At 70.4% G+C, this 21,589-nt stretch carries 20 protein-coding genes and 1 tRNA gene; 13 read left to right on the top strand and 8 right to left on the bottom strand.

The features are described from left to right. Positions 1-4: 4 nt before the first annotated feature. The 7 genes from PSH25_RS01070 to PSH25_RS01040 all read left to right on the top strand — a co-directional run bounded on the left by PSH25_RS01070 (position 5) and on the right by PSH25_RS01040 (position 8,109). The gene (locus tag PSH25_RS01070) at positions 5-475 is read left to right on the top strand and encodes an SRPBCC family protein (RefSeq protein WP_238657143.1); all 471 of its coding nucleotides are present in this window, start codon (positions 5-7) and stop codon (positions 473-475) included. After that, positions 472-2,133: an acetyl-CoA carboxylase carboxyltransferase subunit alpha gene (locus PSH25_RS01065; protein ID WP_238657142.1), complete on the top strand. Its 1,662-nt coding sequence runs from the start codon at positions 472-474 to the stop codon at positions 2,131-2,133. The genes PSH25_RS01070 and PSH25_RS01065 overlap by 4 nt, the downstream gene beginning before the upstream one ends. Positions 2,134-2,230: 97 nt before the next feature. Continuing rightward, a complete protein-coding gene (locus PSH25_RS01060; protein WP_308193600.1) occupies positions 2,231-2,557 on the top strand; it encodes an acetyl-CoA carboxylase biotin carboxyl carrier protein in 327 nt (108 codons plus the stop codon). 2 nt (positions 2,558-2,559) lie between these two features. Further along, on the top strand, positions 2,560-3,945 hold the full coding sequence (locus PSH25_RS01055; RefSeq protein WP_238657141.1) for an acetyl-CoA carboxylase biotin carboxylase subunit: 1,386 nt from the start codon (positions 2,560-2,562) through the stop codon (positions 3,943-3,945). An 82-nt stretch (positions 3,946-4,027) separates the two neighbouring features. After that, positions 4,028-5,563 (top strand): peroxidase family protein, encoded by a 1,536-nt coding sequence (locus PSH25_RS01050; RefSeq protein WP_238657140.1) that lies wholly within the window; start codon positions 4,028-4,030, stop codon positions 5,561-5,563. A gap of 107 nt (positions 5,564-5,670) precedes the next feature. Then, positions 5,671-7,116 carry an adenosylhomocysteinase gene (ahcY, locus tag PSH25_RS01045; protein ID WP_238657139.1) on the top strand — a complete coding sequence of 482 codons (1,446 nt, stop codon included), beginning with the start codon at positions 5,671-5,673 and terminating at the stop codon, positions 7,114-7,116. A gap of 15 nt (positions 7,117-7,131) precedes the next feature. Next, on the top strand, positions 7,132-8,109 hold the full coding sequence (locus PSH25_RS01040; protein ID WP_238657138.1) for a carbohydrate kinase family protein: 978 nt from the start codon (positions 7,132-7,134) through the stop codon (positions 8,107-8,109). A 144-nt stretch (positions 8,110-8,253) separates the two neighbouring features. On the opposite strand, the gene PSH25_RS01030 is transcribed toward PSH25_RS01040, so the two are convergent. Beyond that, positions 8,254-8,532 carry a hypothetical protein gene (locus PSH25_RS01030; RefSeq protein WP_238657137.1) on the bottom strand — a complete coding sequence of 93 codons (279 nt, stop codon included), beginning with the start codon at positions 8,530-8,532 and terminating at the stop codon, positions 8,254-8,256. A 352-nt stretch (positions 8,533-8,884) separates the two neighbouring features. Here PSH25_RS01030 and PSH25_RS01025 point away from each other — a divergent pair, with 352 nt between their 5' ends. After that, on the top strand, positions 8,885-10,273 hold the full coding sequence (locus PSH25_RS01025; protein WP_238657136.1) for a glycoside hydrolase family 6 protein: 1,389 nt from the start codon (positions 8,885-8,887) through the stop codon (positions 10,271-10,273). 57 nt (positions 10,274-10,330) lie between these two features. On the opposite strand, the gene PSH25_RS01020 is transcribed toward PSH25_RS01025, so the two are convergent. Further along, the gene (locus PSH25_RS01020) at positions 10,331-11,575 is read right to left on the bottom strand and encodes an MFS transporter (RefSeq protein WP_238657135.1); all 1,245 of its coding nucleotides are present in this window, start codon (positions 11,573-11,575) and stop codon (positions 10,331-10,333) included. 145 nt (positions 11,576-11,720) lie between these two features. On the opposite strand from PSH25_RS01020, the gene PSH25_RS01015 reads away from it, so the two are divergent. The 3 genes from PSH25_RS01015 (at position 11,721) to PSH25_RS01005 (ending at position 13,122) form a co-directional block, all read left to right on the top strand. Further along, complete coding sequence (locus tag PSH25_RS01015) at positions 11,721-12,371, top strand: CGNR zinc finger domain-containing protein (protein WP_238657134.1); 651 nt, start codon at positions 11,721-11,723, stop codon at positions 12,369-12,371. Positions 12,372-12,584: 213 nt separating this feature from the next. Further along, a tRNA-Arg gene (locus tag PSH25_RS01010) sits at positions 12,585-12,657 on the top strand. Between the two features lie 216 nt (positions 12,658-12,873). Further along, positions 12,874-13,122 (top strand): hypothetical protein, encoded by a 249-nt coding sequence (locus PSH25_RS01005; RefSeq protein ID WP_238657133.1) that lies wholly within the window; start codon positions 12,874-12,876, stop codon positions 13,120-13,122. Between the two features lie 309 nt (positions 13,123-13,431). On the opposite strand, the gene PSH25_RS01000 is transcribed toward PSH25_RS01005, so the two are convergent. Further along, positions 13,432-14,031: a ClpP family protease gene (locus PSH25_RS01000; protein ID WP_238657132.1), complete on the bottom strand. Its 600-nt coding sequence runs from the start codon at positions 14,029-14,031 to the stop codon at positions 13,432-13,434. Between the two features lie 136 nt (positions 14,032-14,167). After that, entirely contained in the window at positions 14,168-14,665 is a 498-nt protein-coding gene (locus tag PSH25_RS33840) for a helix-turn-helix domain-containing protein (protein WP_308193599.1), read from the bottom strand. Between the two features lie 308 nt (positions 14,666-14,973). Between PSH25_RS33840 and PSH25_RS00990 the strand changes: the two genes are divergently transcribed. Beyond that, on the top strand, positions 14,974-15,987 hold the full coding sequence (locus tag PSH25_RS00990) for a potassium channel family protein (protein ID WP_238657131.1): 1,014 nt from the start codon (positions 14,974-14,976) through the stop codon (positions 15,985-15,987). Between the two features lie 105 nt (positions 15,988-16,092). Here PSH25_RS00990 and PSH25_RS00985 read toward each other — a convergent pair whose 3' ends face one another. Further along, a complete protein-coding gene (locus PSH25_RS00985) occupies positions 16,093-16,572 on the bottom strand; it encodes a MarR family winged helix-turn-helix transcriptional regulator (RefSeq protein ID WP_238657130.1) in 480 nt (159 codons plus the stop codon). Positions 16,573-16,654: 82 nt separating this feature from the next. On the opposite strand from PSH25_RS00985, the gene PSH25_RS00980 reads away from it, so the two are divergent. Continuing rightward, positions 16,655-17,299 (top strand): FMN-dependent NADH-azoreductase, encoded by a 645-nt coding sequence (locus PSH25_RS00980; RefSeq protein ID WP_238657129.1) that lies wholly within the window; start codon positions 16,655-16,657, stop codon positions 17,297-17,299. Between the two features lie 68 nt (positions 17,300-17,367). On the opposite strand, the gene PSH25_RS00975 is transcribed toward PSH25_RS00980, so the two are convergent. From PSH25_RS00975 to PSH25_RS00965, 3 genes are all read right to left on the bottom strand, one after another. Beyond that, the gene (locus PSH25_RS00975; protein ID WP_238657128.1) at positions 17,368-18,402 is read right to left on the bottom strand and encodes a 2-oxoacid:ferredoxin oxidoreductase subunit beta; all 1,035 of its coding nucleotides are present in this window, start codon (positions 18,400-18,402) and stop codon (positions 17,368-17,370) included. Continuing rightward, positions 18,395-20,242: a 2-oxoacid:acceptor oxidoreductase subunit alpha gene (locus tag PSH25_RS00970; protein WP_238657127.1), complete on the bottom strand. Its 1,848-nt coding sequence runs from the start codon at positions 20,240-20,242 to the stop codon at positions 18,395-18,397. The genes PSH25_RS00975 and PSH25_RS00970 overlap by 8 nt, the downstream gene beginning before the upstream one ends. A 280-nt stretch (positions 20,243-20,522) precedes the next feature. Continuing rightward, positions 20,523-21,589, bottom strand: a 1,067-nt coding sequence (locus PSH25_RS00965) for a hypothetical protein (protein WP_238657126.1), incomplete at its 5' end; no start/stop codon positions are given.

Below are 21,589 nucleotides of genomic sequence, written 5' to 3'. Positions count from 1 at the left end.
CCCCATGGCCGGACACACGGACAACGCGGTCGTCATCAACGCACCGTTCGACCTCGTCTGGGACCTGACCAACGACATCCCCAACTGGCCCTCCCTCTTCAGCGAGTACGCCAGCACCGAAGTGCTCTCGACGTCCGCCGACGGCGCCGTCGTCTTCCGCCTGACCATGCACCCCGACCCGGCCGGCCGGGTCTGGAGCTGGGTCTCCGAGCGGGTGCCCGACCGCGACGACCGGGTGGTGCGGGCACGGCGGCTGGAGACGGGCGCCTTCAAGTACATGAACCTGTTCTGGGAGTACACCGAGATCCCGGACGGCGGCGTGCGGATGCGCTGGGTACAGGACTTCGAGATGCGGCCGGGCGGGCACGCCGACGACGAGGGCATGACCGCCCACCTCAACCGGACCACACGTGAGCAGCAGGCACGCATCCGGGAGATCGTGGAGAAGGCCGCGGCCGAACGCGGGCAGTCATGACCGCCACCGTCAACACGCCGGTCGGTAAGAGCTGGCTGATCTGTCCGGGCTGCCGGGCGTTGCTCTACCAACGCCGGGTCGAGCGCAACCTGGGCGTCTGCCCGGAGTGCGACCACCACGACCAGGTCACCGCACACCAGCGGATCGAGCAGCTCTTCGACCTCGACTCGGTCGAGGAACTGCCACCGGTCGGCGCGTTCGGCGATCCGCTCGGGTTCGTCGACACCAGGCCCTATCCGCAACGGATCGAGGCCGCCCGCCGGCGCACCGGGCTCGACGAGGCGGTCGTCTGCGTCCGGGGCACGGTCGAGGGGCAGCCGTTGATCGCCGCCGTCATGGACTTCCGGTTCCTCGGTGGCAGCCTCGGCACGGGCGTCGGCGAGCGGATCACCCGGGCGGCCGAGTTGGCGCTCGAGACCCGTACGCCGCTGCTGATCGTCAGCGCCTCCGGCGGCGCCCGGATGCAGGAGGGCGTGCTGTCGCTCATGCAGATGGCCAAGACGAGCGCGGCGCTCGGGGCCCTCGACGAGGCCGGGGTGTTGACGATCTCGCTGGTCAGCGACCCGACCTACGGTGGCGTCGCGGCATCGTTCGCGACGCTCTGCGACGTCATTCTCGCCGAGCCGGGGGCACGCCTCGGCTTCGCCGGGCCGAGGGTCATCCAGCAGACGCTGCGTCAGCCGCTGCCGGCCGGCTTCCAGACCGCCGAGTACCTCTTCGCCCGCGGCATGCTCGACGACCTGGTGCCCCGGTCGAACCTGCGGCCGACCATCGGCCGACTGCTGGCCTTCGCGGGGGCCGAGCGGTCCGCGCCGGATCCCTACGGGGTACGGGCTACCGCGCCCCCCGAGTCGGCGGACCCGTGGGCGGTCGTGGCGCTGTCCCGCGACCTCGGTCGACCCTCCACGCTGGACTACATCGGCCACTTCGTGGACGGTTTCGTGGAGCTGCACGGCGACCGGCTGGCGAGTGACTGCCCGGCGATCGTCGGCGGCGTCGGCCTGATCGACGGGCGACCCGCCGTGGTGATCGGCCACCAGAAGGGCCACACGGTCGCCGAGGTGGCCAGCCGCAGCTTCGGCATGGCCACACCGGCCGGCTATCGCAAGGCGGCCCGGCTGATGCGCCTGGCCGAGAAGCTCGGAACGCCGATCGTGACGCTTATCGACACGCCCGGCGCCTACCACGGCATCTCGGCGGAGGAGAACGGGCAGGCCCTCGCCATCGCCGACAGCATCCGGCTGATGGCCGGGCTGACGGTGCCGGTCGTCGCGGTCGTGACCGGCGAGGGTGGCAGCGGGGGTGCGCTAGCCCTTGGCGTCGGCAACCGGGTGTTGATGCTCGCCAACGCGACGTACTCGGTGATCAGCCCGGAAGGCTGCGCCGCGATCCTCTGGAACGACTCCGGTCGGGCCGACGAGGCCGCCGCGCAGCTCAAGCTCCAAGCCGGCGACCTGCTGGCGCTCGGCATCGTCGACGGAGTGGTTCCCGAACCGCCCGGCGGGGCGCCGGCCGATCCCGGGGCGACCGCCTCGGCCGTACACCGGGCGGTTGTCGACGCGTTGGCGGAGTTGGCCGGTCTCAACCGCGAGGAGGTGCGGGCCCAGCGCCGGGCCCGCTTCCGACAGATCGGAGGTTTGACGAATGCCGGAGGGTAACGCCGACCCGCTGGATGCCGCGGTCCGCAGTCTCGCGCGGCTGATCGGATCGACTCCTGGTCCGGTCCGCCGTGCCCGGCTCCAGCACGGCGACCTGGTGGTCGAGGTGGAGTGGCCGGAAGGCGCGCCGGTGGCGGCGACGGTCCCGGCGGTCCCGCTGGTGGAGGCCGACGCCGGCCTGCACTACGTGTGCGCGCCGATGGTCGCGACGCTCTATCTCGCGCCGTCACCCGGCGCTGACCCGTTCGTCCGCGAGGGCGACCAGGTCGTGCCCGGTCAGCAGGTCGCGATCCTCGAAGCCATGAAGATGATGATCCCGGTCGAAGCCGACCGCGCGGGCGAGGTCGTGAAGGTGCTGGTACCCAACGCGACCCCGGTCGAGTACGGCGAACGGTTGATCGCCTTAGCTGTGTCGGAGGGCTGACAGTGTTCGAGTCGGTGCTGATCGCCAACCGGGGCGAGATCGCGGTCCGGATCGCGCGGACCTGCCGGGAGATGGGGCTGCGTACCGTGGCGGTCTACTCGACCGTCGACCGCGACTCGGCGGTGGTGCGCCTGGCCGACGAGGCCGTCCAGATCGGGCCGGGCCCGAGCCGGCGCAGCTACCTGAGCGCCCCGGCCATCATCGAGGCGGCCCGCCGTACGGGGGCCGACGCGATACACCCGGGCTACGGATTCCTCTCCGAGGACCCGGACTTCGCCGAGATCTGTGAGGCCGACGGGATCACGTTCATCGGGCCGCCGCCCGCCGTGATGGCCGCGCTGGGCGACAAGGCCCGGACGCGGGGCATCATGGCGGGCCTCGGCCTGCCCGTGCTCCCCGGCACGACCGACGCCGTCGAGTCGGCGACGCACGCCCGCACGGTGGCGGAGGAGATCGGCTTTCCGCTGATCATCAAGGCGGTCGCCGGTGGCGGCGGCCGAGGCGTACGCGTCGTCCGCGACCCGGCCTCGTTCCTGGGCGAGTTCGCCTCCGCGCGGGCCGAGGCGCAGCTGCTCTTCGGTGACAACCGGGTCTACATCGAGCGCTACCTGGAGTCGGCCCGCCACGTCGAGGTGCAGGTGCTCACCGACCGCTACGGCAACGGCATCCACCTCGGCGAGCGGGACTGCTCGGTGCAGCGGCGGCACCAGAAGCTGATCGAGGAGTCGCCGGCGCCCGGGTTGCCGCAACACATGGTCGACCGGATGACCGCTGCGGCGGTCACCGGCGCGCTCGGCGTCGGCTACGTGGGCGCGGGCACCTTCGAGTTCCTGGTCGGCGGCGGGGACGACTTCCACCTCATGGAGGTCAACTGCCGGCTCCAGGTCGAGCACCCGGTCTCCGAGTTGGTGACCGGCGTCGATCTGGTGCGGCAACAGATCCTCGTCGCGGCCGGCGAACGGCTCGCGCTGACCCAGGCCGACGTGACGCCGCGCGGCACGGCGATCGAGTGTCGCCTCAACGTCGAGGACCCGGCGCGCGGCTTCGTGCCGACACCGGGTGAGCTGACCCGCTTCGACCTTCCCGCCGGCCCGTTCGTCCGCGTCGACACACACGGGTACGCCGGTTACCGGGTGCCGGCCGACTACGACTCCCTCCTCGCGAAGGTGGTCGTCTGGGCGCCCGACCGCACCCAGGCCCTGGCCCGGATGGCCCGCGCCCTCGACGAGTGCGCCGTCGAGGGGCCAGGTGTGGCCACGACCCGCGACTTCCTCCGATCGACGCTCGACCACCCGCTGTTCCGCGCCGCGAAACACGACACCTCGCTTGTCGACACCATGCTCAGCGGCCTCCAGCCGGACACCACCGAGGCTCCAGGGCGCCACTAACCGAGGGGTTCACACTGCTGCCGGTTCGCGGGTTTGCGGCCCGTGCGTCCACGCGGGCGCCCGCGGACGGAAGGTGGCCGACATGGCAATTGACAACGCTTCCCGAGGTGTCAGCCGACGGCGATTATTGGCCGGAGTCGGCGCGGGGGCCCTCGTCGCCGGCACCGGGGGAGTCCTGCTCGACGCGGCGCCCGCGGCGGCCGCGTTCTCCAACCGGTTCGGTCGGATGTTCCCGTCGCTGCCGGCGTTCGGGTCCGCGACGACCCAGATGCGGAACGCGCTGATCGACCTGTCGCGCGTCGGCGGCCCGATGGACGCCCGCGACCCGCTCGGCGTCGGCGCGGAGGCGCTCGCCGACCAGCAGCAGCACAGCATCAACAACCCCGACAACTTCTCGATCCCGCAGGGCATGACGTACTTCGGGCAGTTCGTCGACCACGACCTGGCCTTCGAGACGACGGCGCCGCTGGGCACGCCGGTCGACCCGACCACGGTGCCCAACCCGCGGACGCCCGCCCTCGACCTCGACTCGCTCTACGGCGGCGGGCCGACCGGAAACCCGGAGCTCTACAACTCGGCCGACCCCGCCAAACTCAAGATCGAGTCGGGCGGGCGCTTCGAGGACCTGCCGCGCAACTCCAGTGGCAGGGCGATCGTCTTCGACGTCCGCAACGACGAGAACCTGCCGATCGCGCAGATCACGGCCGCGTTCATCCTCTTCCACAACCGGGTGGTCGACCTGGTGCGCGCGCAGGGCACACCGGCGGCGCAGGTCTTCGGCGCCGCTCGGCAACTCGTCACCTGGCACTACCAGTGGATCGTGCTCAACGAGTTCCTTCCGTTGATCGCCGGCCCGGGCACGGTCTTCACCGTTCTCAACGGGGGCCGCCGCTTCTACCGGCCGGAGCCGAACGCGACGTTCATCCCGGTCGAGTTCACCGCGGCGGCGTTCCGCTTCGGCCACAGCCAGCCGCGACCGGCCTACCTGGTCAACCGCACCGGCGACGGCGGCGACGAGTTCTACGCCATGCTCTTCGACCCGGCGCTGAGCGGCGCCGATCCCGCCGACCTGCGCGGCGGGAAGCGGGCCGCCCGCCGCTACCTCGACTACCAGTTCTGGTTCCAGTTCTTCGACGGCCAGGTGCGGTGGAGCAAGTGGATCGACGTCCGCAACTCGACGCCGCTGTTCGGGTTCCCGCTGCCACCACCGCCGCCCGGCTCGCCGTCGGCCAACCTGCTCGGACGCGACATGCTCCGTCAACTCACCTTCGGCATCCCGTCGGGCCAGCGGATCGCCGCACACATCGGGGCGCCCGCACTCGGCAGCTTCAACTTCCCGGAGCTCAGCGGGTACGGCCTCGGCCTGGACTCCAACACCCCGCTCTTCTACTACATCCTCAAGGAGGCACAACTCCAGGCCGGCGGCGGCTCACTGGGCGCGGTAGGTGGGCGAATCGTGGCGGAGGTGCTCATCGGCATCGCCCAGCTCGACCCGGCGAGCTACCTGAAGGTGCAACCCAACTGGCGTCCGACCCTGCCCGCCCGCTTCTCGGGCCAGTTCACGATGGCCGACCTGCTCACGTACGCCCGGGTCGACCCGGCCAGCCGCAACTCCTGACGGCGCTTGCTCCGCACCCGGGCCCCTGGCGGCCCGGGTGTGTGGAGCACGGGCGCGGTTGAACGGGACTCCAACGGTCCTCGACACTGGTGCGGGAGGGTGCGGACATGACTGGCAACTTCAGCGATTTCAAGGTGGCGGATCTATCGTTGGCGGCCTTCGGGCGTAAGGAGATCGAGCTGGCCGAGCATGAGATGCCGGGTCTGATGTCGATCCGGAGGGAGTTCGCCGAGCGACAGCCGTTAAAGGGTGCGCGGATCACCGGCTCGCTGCACATGACGATTCAGACGGCGGTGTTGATCGAGACGCTGGTGGCGCTCGGCGCGCAGGTCCGGTGGGCGTCCTGCAACATCTTCTCGACCCAGGATCACGCGGCGGCAGCGGCCGTGGTCGGCCCGACCGGCACCCCGGACGCCCCGGCGGGTGTGCCGGTCTACGCCTGGAAGGGCGAGTCCCTCGACGAGTACTGGTGGTGCACCCAGCAGGTGCTGCTCTGGCCGGACGGGCAGGGCCCCAACATGATCCTCGACGATGGTGGTGACGCCACGCTGTTGGTGCACAAGGGTGCCGAGTTCGAGGCGATCGGGGCGGTCCCGTCGCCGGAGAGCGCCGACTCCGAGGAGTACGAGGTCATCCTCGGTGTGCTGACGCGGTCGCTGCGGGAGGACAACCGCCGCTGGACGCGGGTCGCCGCCGGGATCAAGGGAGTGACCGAGGAGACCACGACCGGTGTGCACCGGCTGTACGAGATGCAGCAGGCGGGAAACCTGCTGTTCCCGGCGATCAACGTGAACGACTCGGTGACCAAGAGCAAGTTCGACAACAAGTACGGCTGCCGCCACTCGTTGATCGACGGGATCAACCGGGCCACCGATGTGCTGATCGGCGGGAAGGTCGCCGTCGTGTTCGGCTACGGCGACGTCGGCAAGGGCTGCGCCGAGAGTCTGCGTGGTCAGGGTGCGCGGGTCATCGTGACCGAGGTGGACCCGATCTGCGCACTGCAGGCGGCGATGGACGGCTACCAGGTCGCGACCATCGATGACGTGGTCGAGACCGCGGACATCTTCGTGACCGCGACGGGCTGCTTCAGCGTGATCACCAACGAGCACATGGCGCGGATGAAGCACCAGGCGATCGTGGGAAACATCGGCCACTTCGACAACGAGATCGACATGGCCGGTCTCGCGAAACGCGGCGACGTCGAGCGGATCACCGTGAAGCCGCAGGTGGACGAGTGGCGGTTCGCGGACGGCCACTCGATCATCGTGCTGTCCGAGGGGCGGCTGTTGAACCTCGGCAACGCCACCGGGCATCCGAGCTTCGTGATGTCGAACAGCTTCGCCAACCAGACCATCGCGCAGATCGAGCTGTTCACCAGCACCGACCAGTACCCGGTCGGCGTCCACACCCTTCCCAAGCACCTGGACGAGAAGGTCGCGCGACTCCACCTCGGCGCGCTGGGTGTCCGCCTCACCGAACTGACCAAGGAACAAGCCAGCTACCTCGGTGTCCCGGTCGAAGGGCCCTACAAGCCCGACCACTACCGCTACTGAGAGGGCCCGCCCCGCATGATCGCCGTATCCGGCTCGATCGCGACCGACCATCTGATGCGCTTCCCGGGGCGGTTCGCCGAGCAACTCATCGCCGGCAGCCTCGACACCGTCTCGCTCTCGTTCCTCGTCGACGACCTCGTCGTCCGGCGCGGCGGGGTCGCGGCCAACATCGCCTTCGGGCTCGCTCAACTCGGGCACCGGCCGGTGCTGCTCGGCGCGGTCGGTGGCGACTTCGGCGACTACCGCAGCTGGCTGGAGGGCCACGGGGTCGACTGCTCGGAGGTGCAGGTCAGCTCGATCGCGCACACCGCCCGGTTCATCTGCACCACCGACACCGACCTCTGCCAGATCGCGTCGTTCTATCCCGGCGCCATGGGCGAGCCGGACCGGATCAGCCTCGACGGTGTCGCCGCGCGGGCCGGTGGCCTCGGGCTCGTCATCGTCGCCGCGGAGAACCCGGACACGATGCTCGCCCGTGCCGCCGCCTGCCGCCGACTGGGCCTGCCCTTCGCCGCCGACCCGTCACAGCAGCTGGCCCGGATGCCGTCGGCCGACATCGAGGCGATGATCAACGGCGCGCGCTACCTGTTGACGAACGAGTACGAGGCGGCACTGCTGGAGTCGAAGACCGGGCTGAGCGAAGACGACATCCTGCGCCGCGTGGCCGTGCGGGTCGTGACCCTAGGTGCCAACGGGGTACGGATCACCGGGCAGGACGGCGACTTCCTGGTGCCGGCGGCGCGGGTGGGCGGCATCGTCGACCCGACCGGTGTCGGCGACGGCTTCCGGGCCGGCTTCTTCGCCGCGCTCGCCGCCGACCTGCCCATCGAACGTGCGGCACAGGTGGGCTGCGTCCTGGCGGCGCACGTCCTGGAGGTCGAGGGCCCGCAGGAATACACGGTCGACGCGGACGCGTTCGAGCGCCGCATCGCCGACTCCTACGGCCCCGACGTCGCGGTCGATGTGCGTGCACTGGGGCTGGCCCGGGTCTGACCGGGCCAGCCGGCCGAGACGACCGCCGGTTTCGTCGACGAGGCTGGGGTCAGGTGCGCAGGGTGTGGCTGGGGCTTCTGCCGTAGGCGGCGCGGTAGTCGGTGCTGAAGCGTCCGAGGTGGGTGAAGCCCCAACGCCTCGGGATCAGGGTGACGGTGGCACCGGTGGCCGGGCAGGTCGCGGTGCGCGCGTTCGAGGCGGACCTGGCGGACGTAGGGTACGCGCCGAGTAGTGCAGGCGAGTCACGTCGACGTCGGCGAGGCTGGTCGTGACGTTACGGAGGCCGGCTCCGTCGCGGCCTTCCCCGGAGAACCGCACCCTGACGTCGAAGAATGCTCGCCGGATGTAGTCGTGCGCCTCATCGGTGTCGCTGGTGGCGTAGCGGTGCCAGTGCGGGCCGGAGTAGACGGTGCCGTCTGTCATGTCGAGGCCTTCCCTGCCCAGAACTGGCAGCCGTTCTATCCACGATACGCATCACCTTCGCAGCAGGCGCAGCGCGCGGCCCGCTCCCGTGGCGATACGGCCCCGGCTGCGGATATGCAACACGTAGATCGCCGCTCGGGGCCGTTGCCAGGGTGATCCGGCGGGTGCCCTTGGTCAAGCAGTCGGGCAAGGGCACCCGCGTCCCACCACGCGCGTCTCCATGGCACACGAACACCGGTATTTGCCCCATCGGCGAGCTTCACACCTTGGCAGCGGTACGCGCCTCCGCTAACGTCCATGGGAACGCTCCCATGAACTTAGATACATCTATGTGATCTGGAGGCAACACGTCGTGGCTATCCTCTCCTCGCTCCGCCGCAGATCGGCGGCCATCAGCGTGGCGGCCGTCGCGGGCGCCACCGCCGTCGGCGTCTGCCTCGCCGTCAGCAGCGCCTCCGCCGGCACGCTGTCCGGGTCGCTCTACCGCGACCCGAGTTCGGCCGTCGTCCGCTGGGTCGCCGCCAACCCCGGCGACTCGCGTACCGCCGTCATCCGCGACAAGATCGCGAGTCAGCCGGCGGCCCGCTGGTTCGCCAACTTCAACCCCTCGACCGTGCAGTCCGAGGTATCCGGATTCATCGGCGCCGCCAACGCGGCGCAGCAGATCCCGGTGCTGGCGGTGTACGAGATCACCAACCGGGACTGCGGCGGGGCCAGCGCCGGTGGTGCGCCGGACCTCAACCAGTACCAGACGTGGGTGTCCAACTTCGCCAGGGGACTGGGCAACCAGACCGTCATCATCATCCTGGAAACCGACTCGCTCGCCCTGCTGACCTGCCTGAGCGGCGCCGAGATCAGCGCGCGCAACGCGGCGATCTCCACGGCCACCCGGACCATCAAGTCCGGCAACCCCAACGCCAAGGTGTACCTCGACGGCGGCCACTCCACCTGGAACAGCTCGGGTGAGACGGCCAACCGGCTCCGGGCGGCCGGCGTGCAGTACGCCGACGGCTTCTTCACCAACGTGTCGAACTACAACTCCACCTCCAGCGAGGCGAACTTCGGCCGGGCCGTCATCTCCGCCCTCAACGGCATGGGCATCTCGGGCAAGCGCCAGGTCATCGACACCAGCCGTAACGGGGGCGCCAGCGGGGACTGGTGCGGCGACGACAACACCGACCGGCGCATCGGGCAGTACCCGACGACCAACACCGGCGACGCCAACATCGACGCGTACCTGTGGGTGAAGCCGCCGGGGGAGGCGGACGGCTGCCGCTTCACGGCCGGTTCGTTCCAGCCCGACCTGGCCTTCAGCCTGGCCAACGGCGCGCCCAACCCGCCCACCACCACCCCGCCGACGACGCCGCCGCCGACCACCACTCCTCCGACCACGACCCCGCCGACGACCACGCCGCCGACCACCCCTCCGCCGAACACCACGCCGCCGGCGGGTGACGGCTGCTACGCGTCGATCGCGGTCAACCAGTGGGCCGGCGGTTTCACCGCAAGCGTGACGGTCACCGCCGGCAAGTCGGACATCAACGGCTGGACCGTGACTGTCCCGCTGCCCGGCGGCGCGGTCACCAGCGCCTGGAACGCTCAGGTCAGCGGCACCAGCGGAACCGTCGGGTTCACCAACGTGAGCTACAACGGACGAGTCCTTGGTCGCCAGTCGACCAACTTCGGCTTCCAGGGCACCGGCACCGGCCCGGGCGTGCTGGCCGACTGCGTGACCAGCTGACCCCAACCGATGCGGCGGGCCCGGCGCGGAGGACCACTCTCCGCACCGGGCCCGTCCCTATGTCCGCACGCTGGTGGCCTGTGGCTTCTCGGCATCGCGGCTGTGGGTCTGTCGCACCGGCCAACTGCTGTGGTCAGGCTTGTGGTTCCGCCCTCGCTTACGGGACATCTCGTGGCCGGCGAGCAACGCGATCGCCGCGGCCGTCAGCAGGCCACCGAAGAACGGGATGACGCGCACCCCGGCCGTCACCAGCAGGCCCGCACCGATGAACGAGCCGGCCGCGAGGCCGAAGTTGAACGCGACGCTGAGGCTGGCCGACGCCATGTCGGTGGTCGACGGGGCCACCTGCATGACGCGGTGCTGGATTCCCGCGATCAGCGAGCTGAACGACATCCCCGCCAGGGCGAGCAACGGGACCGTCAATGCCTTGCTGGCGCCAAATCCAGAGAGGCCGAGCATCGCGGCGGTAAGGAGACCGAGGAGAACCAGCACGACACCGAGCGGAAACCGGTCCAGGACCCGGCCGACCACCCAGGTGCCGGCGACGCCGAACGAGCCTTGAACGAAGAGCAGCAGGCCGAGAGATGCTGCCGCGAACCCGCTGACGTCGAGGAGGAAGACGGTCATGTAGGTGAACGCGCCCATGGCACCGGTGACCGCGAGGATGGTGGCGAGGAGGAGCACGACGAAACGGTGCCGATCCGGCATCGGCCCGATGTCGCCGGCGCTCTGTTGCGGTGTGACGCTCGGCAGGAGCAGGGCGACCGCGATGCAGGTGACGAAGCCGAAGATGGCCATCGCGACGAAGGCGGCCCTCCACCCGGCCTGCCCGCCCAACCAGGTGCTCAGCGGCACGCCGAGGACGGGGCCGAGGGCGTTACCGATCGACAGTCGAGCCACGATGCGGCCTCGGATGTTCGCGGGGAACATCGAGATCGCCACCGGGAACACCACCGCCCAGAAGACACCGTTGGTGGTGGCGGACACCAACCGCGCGGCGAGCAACACCTCGTAGGAGGTGGCGAAGGCCGACACCGTCGTCGCCGCGGCGAACACACCGAGGGCGCCGGCGAGCAGCGGGCGCCGGGGCACACGCCGAGTGACCCGGGTCAGCGGGAGCGCCACAATCATGACCACCACGGCGTACCCGGTCACCAGTAGACCGGCCTCGGACCTGGAGCGTCCCAGGTCTGGCGCGATCAGCGTGAGCAACCCGATCGGAAGCACCTCGGTGGTGACGTAACAGAAAGTGGCGGCGGACAACGCGGCGAGGGCATAGGCCGCACGTCGTTGGTGCACCATCGGCTACCTCCCAGATCCTGGACGAGGTGTAGCGAGCAGCCGTCACGAACGAGGCTTCGTGATTCCGGCTAACTGGGTTTTGAAGGTAGCATCGACGGGCGTCGGGCGTAACCACCTTCGAGGGTTTAGGTGGTAGCTTTGCTGCATGCCACTGGACGTGTGCCAGCTACCGTTGGTCGGCGGCCACCCGGCACTCGATCTGGCCAACACGCTGGAGCGAGGGGGTGCGTCGCCGCACGACTTCCTGTCCGACAGCTCCGCCCTGCTGCGCTGGTCGGTCCGGGTGGGCGTGGTCAGCGACGCGGAGGCCGACCAGGTGGGCCGTGCGTGGCGCGACGAGCCTGCGGCGGCGCACGCGGGGCTGGCCGCCGTGCGGGACATTCGTGAAGGGCTCTATCTCGTGCTGCTCGCGGCGGTCACCGACGCGGACGGTGCAGCGGCGGGTGACCCCATCGCGGCCGGTGCCGCCCTTGTCGCACTACATCAGCGCTGGTCCGGCGCGGCTGCCCGAGCAAGATTCGTGCTCGACTCGTCGCAGGTGCGGCTGGTCTACGGCACGGTGCCGGCCATGCTGGTGCCCGACCGGATGGCCGAGGCTGCCCTCGACGTCATGCTGACGGCCGATCTGACCCGGGTGCGCCGCTGTCCGGTGCTCGAAGGGGGCTGTGGCTGGCTGTTCCTCGATCAGAGCCGCAACGGTTCCCGCCGCTGGTGTCGCATGGCCGACTGCGGCAACGCGGTGAAGGCGCGACGGCTCACCGAGCGTCGTCGCGCCGCCCGGCACCCCAGCCCGTAGGCGCGGATGTGCGAGTGGGCGCTTTCCAGTGGGTGCCAACCCGGGTCAATCGATGCCAACGCGGAACACTGCGGCCGACCGTCGGTCGCAGGCCGGGTTCGCTGCTCGGGGTGCGGCCCTGGGCTGGGGGAACAGGGGTCCGGGTGGGGTGGATGAACGTGGGCACTCCCTGCCACCCCAGGTGAACCCCAGGTCGCTAGACTAGGCCCTCGCGCCCCCGTAGCTCAGGGGATAGAGCATCGGTTTCCTAAACCGTGTGTCGCAGGTTCGAATCCTGCCGGGGGCACCTCGAAGATCAGCCAAGCCCGCCCTCTGGGCAGGAGCCTGGTCGCGCGCACGACGATGTGAGTCGGTGCACCCCGACGGCACCCGATCCAGCGACGCCCGTCACCACCCGCACCTTCCTCGCCGCGACTGAGCACGCCGTTGGTCGGCGCCGCGCTCCCTCTCGGCACGCCAAACCCGATCACCAACCGTGATCTCATGCCACGGATTCCGTTAGTTGCTCAACGACGATCGTCCTCAATGGAGGATGCTGCGCGCGGACGGCGACGGAACCACCCGCCGAACCGAGGTGCTCGCCTACGACTATCGCGGCGACAAGCTGGTCAAGGTCGCCGTTGACCTCACCGTCGGGCGGGTCACCGGCACCTTCGCCGCCACCGGCAGGCAGCAGCCGCGCGAGCGAGCATCAACGGCCGCCCCTGACCGGAGCGCTACGCGAGGTCGCGCTCGAAGATCAGCGGGATAAGCCAAGATCCGCGCAACTTCAGGGAAGATGCCGCCTCACGGCAACCGGAGGCGGCACTTTCCCCGAAACTGCGCGGATCTTGAAGATATGGCAGAACAGAACGTCAGAAGTACTTGCACATCTCGGCTGCCGCCGCCTCGGTGTCCTTGGCGGGCGGGCGGGCGGGCGGGCGGGGCGGTGACGGTGACCGGCTCGCCGAAGCCGCTCATCACCAGCTCGGTGACGAGGTCACCGAGGGTCTTCGTGGCGATCGTTTAGGAGAGCGCGGTGAGGCGCCACCCGACTGGGCCCGCCGCCCGGGGGCGTTGATCAGAGCGTCGGCAGCTGTTCGGCTCGGGTGACCACGTGGTCGATGAGGCCGTACTCGCGGGCCTGCTCGGCGGTGAACCAACGGTCCCGGTCCCAGTCCCGCTGGATCTCGTCGAGGGTCCGTCCACTGTGTTGGGCGATCAGCTCCTGCATCGTGCGCTTCACGTGCAGCATGTTCTCGGCCTGGATGGTGATGTCGGCGGCGGTCCCGCCCATCCCGCCGGACGGCTGGTGCATCATGATCCGCGAGTGCGGCAGCGCGTACCGCTTGCCGGCCGTGCCCGCACAGAGCAGGAACTGCCCCATCGAGCCGGCGAACCCGAGCGCCAGCGTCGCCACGTCGTTGCGGACGTAGCGCATCGTGTCGTAGACCGCCATTCCCGCGCTCACCGAACCACCCGGCGAGTTGATGTAGAGGTAGATGTCCCGGTCGGCGTCCTCGGCGGCGAGCAGCAGGATCTGCGCGCAGATCTGGTTGGCCGACTCCTCCGTCACCTCGGTGCCGAGGAAGACGATCCGCTCCCGCAGCAGCCGCTCGAAGACCTGGTCACCGAAGGACGGCTGCCCGCCGTCAAGCATCTGTGCGCCGTACCTCATCATCTGCCGCCGCCTTCCACCGCGCCGGCAGGCGGTGGGGACCACCCGGTGGACCGGCCCTTCAAGCGTGCCGGCGACGGCGGTGGCTGGCCCAGTGATTCTGCCGCCGGCAGATCCGCCGACGGCAGAACCGCGCGGCCTACGCGACGGTCACCCGCCGCAGGCCCAGCCGGGTCTGTGCGCAGTCAGCCAGAGCGGAGGTACGCGGACCGGGGCGCGAGCCACCAGCGAAGGCTCTTTCGTCGACGCTGAGGGTCGGTTCGTTCGCCACCGGCCCGCGGTGCAGGACGAACCCGCCGACACGTGGACCCACCAGCAGGGTGGCGTTGCCGATCTCCCGCCGAGTCGCATCGACCCGCTCCAGGTGGGTGAGCGCGGCGCGCGGCGCGGCCGGGAGGCGGGGCTCGACCCGGCGCATGTCGTCGCGGGCCTCGCCGAGCAGGTCGGCGAGGCTGATGCCGAGCGCTCGGCAGATCGCCGCCAGCACCTCCGACGAGGCCTCCTTTCGACCCCGCTCGACCTCCGAGAGGTAGGGCACGGAGACGTCTGCCGATGCGGCCACCTCGCGCAGCGTGCGGCCCTGACGCTGGCGGTGGCGGCGGAGCACTCCGCCGATGACTCGTCGCAGCAACGACATGCCGGCCTCACTTTCGCGGTCGTCGTCGGGAACACCCTCATCATGCCCGTCCCCGGCCGTCCGGGCCGACCCGTCCGGGCCCGCGCCGCTCCGACGGCGCGGGCCCGGGGCTCTCACGGGTGCAGGTGGGTGTGCCAGGCGGCCGGCTGAGGCACCAGCGTGGCCGCCGGTAACAGGGCCCGAACGTTGTCGTCCGGTAGTCGGGTACGCAAGCGCCGCCGGTTGTCCGCCGCGACCCGGACGTGCGGTCGGCGGTGTACCCGCTATGTTGTGGGCGTGCAGGCGACGGCGGGGGAGCAGGTTCGACAGTGATCCATTTTCCCGCGCAGCGCCGGGGCCCACTGAGCGCGCTGAGCCTTCGGCTCGCCGCCGCCCTGGGCCTGGTCTTCGCCGTGGTCGCAGCGGTCTACCTGGGCCGGGACGGCTACCGCGACGTCAATGAGGACGGCCTCACCCTGCTCGACTGCTTCTACTACGCGGTCGTGTCGCTCTCGACCACCGGCTACGGGGACATCACCCCGGCCGCGCCGTCGGCCCGGCTGGTCAACGTCCTATTCATCACCCCGGCCCGGGTGATCTTCCTTATCATCCTGGTTGGCACCACCCTGGAAGTTCTGACCGAGCAGTACCGGACCGGCCGTCGCCTGTCGCGGTGGAGGAGAGCCGTGAAGGACCACGTCATCATCTGCGGCTACGGCACCAAGGGGCGCAGCGCTGTCTCCGCCCTGATGGAGAACGGTCTGGACCGCTCGCGGATCGTGGTGGTGGAGCGCAGCGCCGCCGCCCTGCGACAGGCCACCTCCGCTGGGCTGGTGGCGATCGAAGGTTCGGCGACCCGCTCGTCGGTGCTGAACGAGGCGCACGTCAAGACCGCGAAGGCCGTGATCATCGCGACCGACAGCGACGACGCGTCGGTGCTGGTCGCGCTTACCGTACGGCAGCTCACCGCCGGGCAGGTCCGCATCATCGCGGCGGCGCGGGAGGCGGAGAACGCCCCGCTGCTCAAGCAGAGCGGTGCGCACCATGTGATCGTCTCCTCGGCCACGGCGGGTCGGCTACTCGGCCTGTCCACCTCGGCACCGCCGCTTATCGACGTGGTGGAGGATCTGCTCACTCCCGGCCAGGGCATGGCGCTGGCGATGCGTTCCGCGGAGCGGGACGAGGTGGGTCGCTCTCCGCGCGAGCTGGAGTCGTTGGTGATCGCCCTGGTGCGGCGGGGCAAGGTGGTCACCCTGGCCGACCGGGCTGGCGCGGTGATCGAAACCGGCGACATGCTGGTACACGTACGCGATGATCGCCCCCAGTCGGCCACGACCGCCTGATCGTCGCGCCGCGGCCGGCCCGGCGTGACCGCCCGGCCCCTGAGGTGACGGCTGCGCCGCCGTTGGCCGGCGTGACGGCTCCGTCACCGCTGTAGGGACGCGGCGTCAGCAGGCGTCGTCGGTGACGCAGATCGCCTCGGTGCAGTTGACCGCCGTGCCACTGGAGGCCCGGCTGAGCAGCTTGTAGAGCGTCTCCCGCTCGGCGGGATCCAGTGCGCCCAGCACCTCGTCCTCGGCGCCGGCCAGGGCGCATTCGGCCTCACTGAGGCGTTTTGCCCCATCTTCGGTGAGTTCGACGACGTGTCGACGGCGGTCCTCGGGTGAGCGTCGACGCTCGATCAGCTGCTTCGCCTCGAGGTCGTTGAGCAGCCCGACGATGTTGGTGCTGTCCATTTCCAGGATGGCGGCGAGCGCCTGTTGACCGGTGCCGCCGCCGGCACGCAGCACGGTGAGCGCGACCAGGTGTCGGGGGCGTAGCCCCAGCGGCGCCAGCACCGACTCCGACCGCAGCCGCATCCGCCGGGCCAGATGGTCCAGGAGCGCGCCCGAGCGGTGCTCCGAGGAGTCGAGCGGCTGCGCGGACATGTGACCCAGTCTACCGACTCAGCGGAACATCGGCCTGCTATAAATAGTTGGTGCCTCACGAACGATTCCTAAAGGAGGAATGATGCATCTTCTGCATATTGACTCGAGCATCCGCGGTGACTGGTCGGTCAGCCGGCGGCTCACCGCCCGTGCGGTCGACGCATGGCGTGCGGCCCACCCGGACGGCACCGTGGCCTACCGGGACCTGGGCGCCGAGCCGCTGCCGCACCTGGACGCGGATGGCGGACTGGCGCGGATGACGCCTCCGGACCAGCACACGCCGGCCCAGCGCGACTCCTGGGAGCTCAGCGAGCGGCTGGTCAACGAGGTGAAGCAGGCCGACGTGGTGCTGCTCGGCCTGCCGCTCTACAACTACGGCGCGCCCAGCAGCGTCAAGTCCTGGGTCGACCACCTGATCGTTCCCGGGCTGGCGTACGACCCGACGACGCAGGAGGGCCTGCTCGGCGGCCGCGAGTTCGTGGTGCTGGCCACCCGGGGCGGCGGCTACGGCGATGGCACCCCTCGTTACGGCTGGGACCACGCTGAGCCGTGGCTCCCGCACGGCCTGTCGATGACCGGGATGCAGCCGCGTTTCATCAGCGCCGAGCTGACCCTGGCGCCGTCGGTGCCGGCGATGGCCGAGCTGATCCCGCTGCACGAGGCGAGCCTCGCGGCGGCCGAGAAGGAGATCGACAACCTCTGGACCCCGGCCACCGCCCAGCGCTGAGCAGCGCCGACACGACGAGAGCGGCCGCCCCCAATCCGGGGACGGCCGCTCTCGTCAGTGCGGACGGGTCAGAGGATGGTCCAGGTGTCGCCGCTGCCCAGCAGGCCGGCGAGCTGCTGCTCGGGGGTCTCGGTGACCTTCGCCTTGGCCGCCGCGAGCTGAGCCTGCACCACGCTGTCGTAGGACGGGCGGTCCACCGAGCGGAACACTCCGATCGGGGTGTTGCGCAGGTCCAGGCCGGGCAGCCGGGACAGCGCGAAGGCGTACGCCGGGTCGGTCACCGTCGCGTCGTGTACGACGATCTCCTCCGGGCGGACCGAGCTGGTGTCCCGGACCTCCAGGCCGAAGCCGCCCGGCGGGTGCACCACGCAGAACCGCCCGTCGGCACCGAAGGTGATCGGCTGCCCGTGCTCCAGGCGAATCAGGTAGTCGTCCCGGGTGGACGGGTCCTTGAGCTGGTCGAACGCCCCGTCGTTGAAGATGTTGCAGTTCTGGTAGATCTCCACGAAGGCCGAGCCCTCGTGTTCCGCGGCGGCCCGCAGCACCGACTGGAGGTGCTTGCGGTCGGAGTCGATGGTCCGGCCGACGAAGCTGGCCTCCGCGCCGAGGGCGAGCGAGAGCGGGTTGAACGGGGCGTCCGCCGAGCCGGCCGGGGTCGACTTGGTGACCTTGCCGACCTCGGAGGTCGGCGAGTACTGGCCCTTGGTCAGACCGTAGATCCGGTTGTTGAACAGCAGGATCTTGAGGTTGACGTTGCGCCGCAGCGCGTGGATGAGGTGGTTGCCACCGATGGAGAGCGCGTCGCCGTCGCCGGTGACCACCCAGACCGAGAGGTCCGGCCGGGACACCGAAAGGCCGGTCGCGATCGCCGGGGCCCGACCGTGGATCGAGTGCATCCCGTACGTGTTCATGTAGTACGGGAAGCGGGACGAGCAGCCGATCCCGGAGACGAAGACGGTGCGCTCCCGGGGGATGTTCAGCTCCGGCATGAACTGCTGGATGGCCGCCAGGATCGCGTAGTCACCGCAGCCGGGGCACCAGCGCACCTCCTGGTCGGACTTGAAGTCCTTCGCGGTGAGCTTGACGGCGACGGGCTCAGACATTCTTCAGCACCTCTTCCAGCGTCGTCTCCAGTTCGGCGGCCGTGAACGGAAGACCGCGGACCTGGTTGTAGCTGATCGCGTCGACCAGGTAGCGGGCCCGGATGACGTGGGCGAGTTGGCCCAGGTTCATCTCCGGGATGACCACCTTGTCGTACGAGCGCAGCACCTCACCGAGGTTGGCCGGCATCGGAGCCAGGTGCCGCAGGTGCGCCTGGGCGATGGAGAGGCCGCGCTGGCGTACGCCGCGGCATGCCGCGCCGATCGGCCCGTACGTCGAGCCCCAGCCGAGGACCAGCACCCGAGCGTCGCCGTCCGGGTCCTCCACCTCGATGTCCGGCACCGGGATCGTCTCGATCCGGGCGGCCCGGGTGCGCACCATGAAGTCGTGGTTGGCCGGGTCGTAGGAGATGTCGCCGGTCTTGTCGGCCTTCTCCAGACCGCCGATCCGGTGCTCCAGGCCCGCAGTGCCGGGGATCGCCCACGGCCGGGCCAGGGTCTCCGGGTCACGCAGGTAGGGCAGGAAGGTGGTGCCGTCCTCGCCGTTGGGCTTGGTGGCGAACTCGACCCGCAGGTCGGGCAGCGACTCCACGTCCGGCAGCAGCCACGGCTCGGAGCCGTTGGCGACGTAGTTGTCGGACAGCAGGATCACCGGGGTGCGGTAGGTAAGCGCGATCCGTGCCGCCTCCAGCGCCGCGAAGAAGCAGTCCGACGGTGACCGGGGTGCGATCACCGCGACCGGCGCCTCGCCGTGCCGACCGTAGAGCGCCATGTTGAGGTCGGCCTGCTCGGTCTTGGTCGGCATACCGGTCGACGGGCCGGCGCGCTGCACGTCCACGATCACCAGCGGCAGCTCCAGCGCCACCGCGAGCGAGATCGTCTCGCTCTTGAGCGCCACGCCGGGGCCGCTGGTGGTGGTCACACCGAGCGACCCGCCGTAGGAGGCGCCCAGGGCGGCGCCGACGGCGGCGATCTCGTCCTCGGCCTGCACGGTGATAACGCCGAAGCGCTTGTGCTTGCTCAGCTCGTGCAGGATGTCCGACGCGGGCGTGATCGGGTACGCGCCCAGGAAGACCGGCAGCCCGGAGCGGACCCCGGCGGCGACCAGCCCCAGCGACAGGGCCGCGTTGCCGGTGATGTTCCGGTACGTGCCCGGCTTCATCTTCGCCGGCTTGACCTCGTAGCGGACACCGAAGTCCTCGGTGGTCTCGCCGAAGTTCCAGCCGGCCTTGAAGGCGGCGACGTTCGCGGCGACCAGCTCCGGGCGGGCCGCGAACTTGCGCTCCAGGAAGCGCAGCGTCGACTCGTAGGGCCGGGAGTACATCCAGGAGAGCAGGCCGAGCGCGAACATGTTCTTCGACCGCTCGGCGTCCTTTTTGGACACCTCGTGGGCGGCGAGCGCGCCGACCGTCATCGAGGTCAGCGCCACCGGGTGCACGACGTAGCCGGCCAGCGAGTCGTCGTCCAGTGGGCTGCTCTGGTAGCCGACCTTGGCCAGGTTGCGCTTGGTGAACTCGTCGGTGTTGACGATGATGTCCGCGCCGCGCGGCAGATCGGCCAGGTTGGCCTTGAGGGCCGCCGGGTTCATCGCCACCAGCACGTTGGGCGCGTCACCCGGGGTGAGGATGTCGTAGTCGGCGAAGTGCACCTGGAAGCTCGACACGCCGGGCAGGGTGCCGGCGGGAGCCCGGATCTCGGCGGGGAAGTTTGGCAGCGTGGAGATGTCGTTGCCGAGCTGCGCCGTCTCCGAGGTGAACCGGTCGCCGGTCAGCTGCATGCCGTCGCCGGAGTCACCGGCGAACCGGATGACCACCCGGTCGAGTTGACGGATCTGCTTGGTCACTGTGCCACCTTCGTTCGCGACTGCGGGGCTTGCCCGGCCACGGAACCTCCCTGACGCAACGCTTCACCGCACCGCCCCAGGCTGGTCCGGCCGCTGTCGTTCCTCACCTGAGAGCCTACGTCTAAGGGAGCCCTAACCATCCCCGGAGGTCCGCCGACTGGGACCCGACCGGGTCGCTAAATGCCCGCGTTTGTGGTGTTTCGCCCTGCCCGCCGTAATTCAGATCACCACCGGGCCGCGCCGACGACCCCGGCGGCACCGCGCCGGGGTCGTCCGTCGATCAGTCGGCGGCGGTGGGCGCGGGCTCCGGCGGCGGGCCGCCGAACCGGCGGCGCAGCGAGGTCATGGCCAGGGTGAGAGCCAGCACCACCAGCAGCGTGGAGACCGTGATCAGGATGACCGCGGTGCGCTGCACCGAGGTCATCCCGCCGTCGTCGTTCGCGGCACCGGCAGGGAGTACGCCCTGCGAGCCGGTCGGCGCGGGCGGGGACACCACCGGCGTGGCCAGGGCGGCCGCCGCGGTGATCCGGAAGCTCATCTGCACTCGACGGGTCGGGCCGCTGCGTGGGTCGAGTTGACCGATCACGGCACCGGAGAGCGGCGCTTCCCGCTGGGCCTGCGGCGTCGCCTCCACCGGCAGCTGCACCTCGGCGGTCGTGCCCGCCAGCACCATGCCGGCGTCGCAGCGCGTACGCGTCGGGTCGACCGCCACACAGCCGAGCGGTGGTGTCGGCACGGTCACCCCGGCCGGCAGGACGACCTCGACCCGGCCGGCGGCGTCCACCGTGCCGGTGTTGCCCAGCCGGACCGTGACGGTGCTCGGGCTGCCGCTGATGTCGAAGGCCACCTCGTCGGCGGCGAGCGTGATCCCGGGCACCGGCGGGCCGGGTGGGAAGAGCACCGCGAAGCCCTGGTCGTCGCTCGCCTCCCCGGGCACTCCCGGCGCATCCGCGATGACCTGGACGGAGCCGCTGAGCGGCATCTGCTTCCACGCCGTGCCGGCGACCCGCAGGCGCAGCACGGTGCTGAACCGGACACCCGCCCCGGCGGACCAGGCCCCACAGCGGTACGCCCCACCACCGGCGGCGGCGCAGCCCTTCGTGCCGGCGTCGGTCAGCCCGGCGGGCAGCGTGTACGAGAGTCGGATCCGTTCCGCGGTGGTACCGGTGTTGTGCACCGTGACCTGCAGGGTGGCGGCCGCGCTCGCCGTGTTCCAGTACGTCTCGGTGAGGGTGACGTCGCCGGTGGTGACCTGCACGCCCAGCGGGCTCTGCGGCGGCGCCGCCGAACCCGGTGCGGGCGGGCGGACCGGCGGAGCCAGGGGCGTCGGCGGGGCCGGGGGCGCCG

This window comes from Micromonospora foliorum (assembly GCF_022229015.1).
Lineage (GTDB): Bacteria > Actinomycetota > Actinomycetes > Mycobacteriales > Micromonosporaceae > Micromonospora > Micromonospora foliorum.
This window is presented reverse-complemented; position numbering and strand designations above follow the sequence as displayed.

Coding starts and splice junctions, on each gene's coding strand:
- PSH25_RS01070 (WP_238657143.1), top strand. CDS start 5: ATGGCCGGACACACGGACAACGCGGTCGTCATCAACGCACCGTTCGAC.
- PSH25_RS01065 (WP_238657142.1), top strand. CDS start 472: ATGACCGCCACCGTCAACACGCCGGTCGGTAAGAGCTGGCTGATCTGT.
- PSH25_RS01050 (WP_238657140.1), top strand. CDS start 4,028: ATGGCAATTGACAACGCTTCCCGAGGTGTCAGCCGACGGCGATTATTG.
- ahcY (WP_238657139.1), top strand. CDS start 5,671: ATGACTGGCAACTTCAGCGATTTCAAGGTGGCGGATCTATCGTTGGCG.
- PSH25_RS01040 (WP_238657138.1), top strand. CDS start 7,132: ATGATCGCCGTATCCGGCTCGATCGCGACCGACCATCTGATGCGCTTC.
- PSH25_RS01030 (WP_238657137.1), bottom strand. CDS start 8,532: ATGACAGACGGCACCGTCTACTCCGGCCCGCACTGGCACCGCTACGCC.
- PSH25_RS01020 (WP_238657135.1), bottom strand. CDS start 11,575: ATGGTGCACCAACGACGTGCGGCCTATGCCCTCGCCGCGTTGTCCGCC.
- PSH25_RS01015 (WP_238657134.1), top strand. CDS start 11,721: ATGCCACTGGACGTGTGCCAGCTACCGTTGGTCGGCGGCCACCCGGCA.
- PSH25_RS01000 (WP_238657132.1), bottom strand. CDS start 14,031: ATGATGAGGTACGGCGCACAGATGCTTGACGGCGGGCAGCCGTCCTTC.
- PSH25_RS33840 (WP_308193599.1), bottom strand. CDS start 14,665: ATGTCGTTGCTGCGACGAGTCATCGGCGGAGTGCTCCGCCGCCACCGC.
- PSH25_RS00985 (WP_238657130.1), bottom strand. CDS start 16,572: ATGTCCGCGCAGCCGCTCGACTCCTCGGAGCACCGCTCGGGCGCGCTC.
- PSH25_RS00980 (WP_238657129.1), top strand. CDS start 16,655: ATGCATCTTCTGCATATTGACTCGAGCATCCGCGGTGACTGGTCGGTC.
- PSH25_RS00975 (WP_238657128.1), bottom strand. CDS start 18,402: ATGTCTGAGCCCGTCGCCGTCAAGCTCACCGCGAAGGACTTCAAGTCC.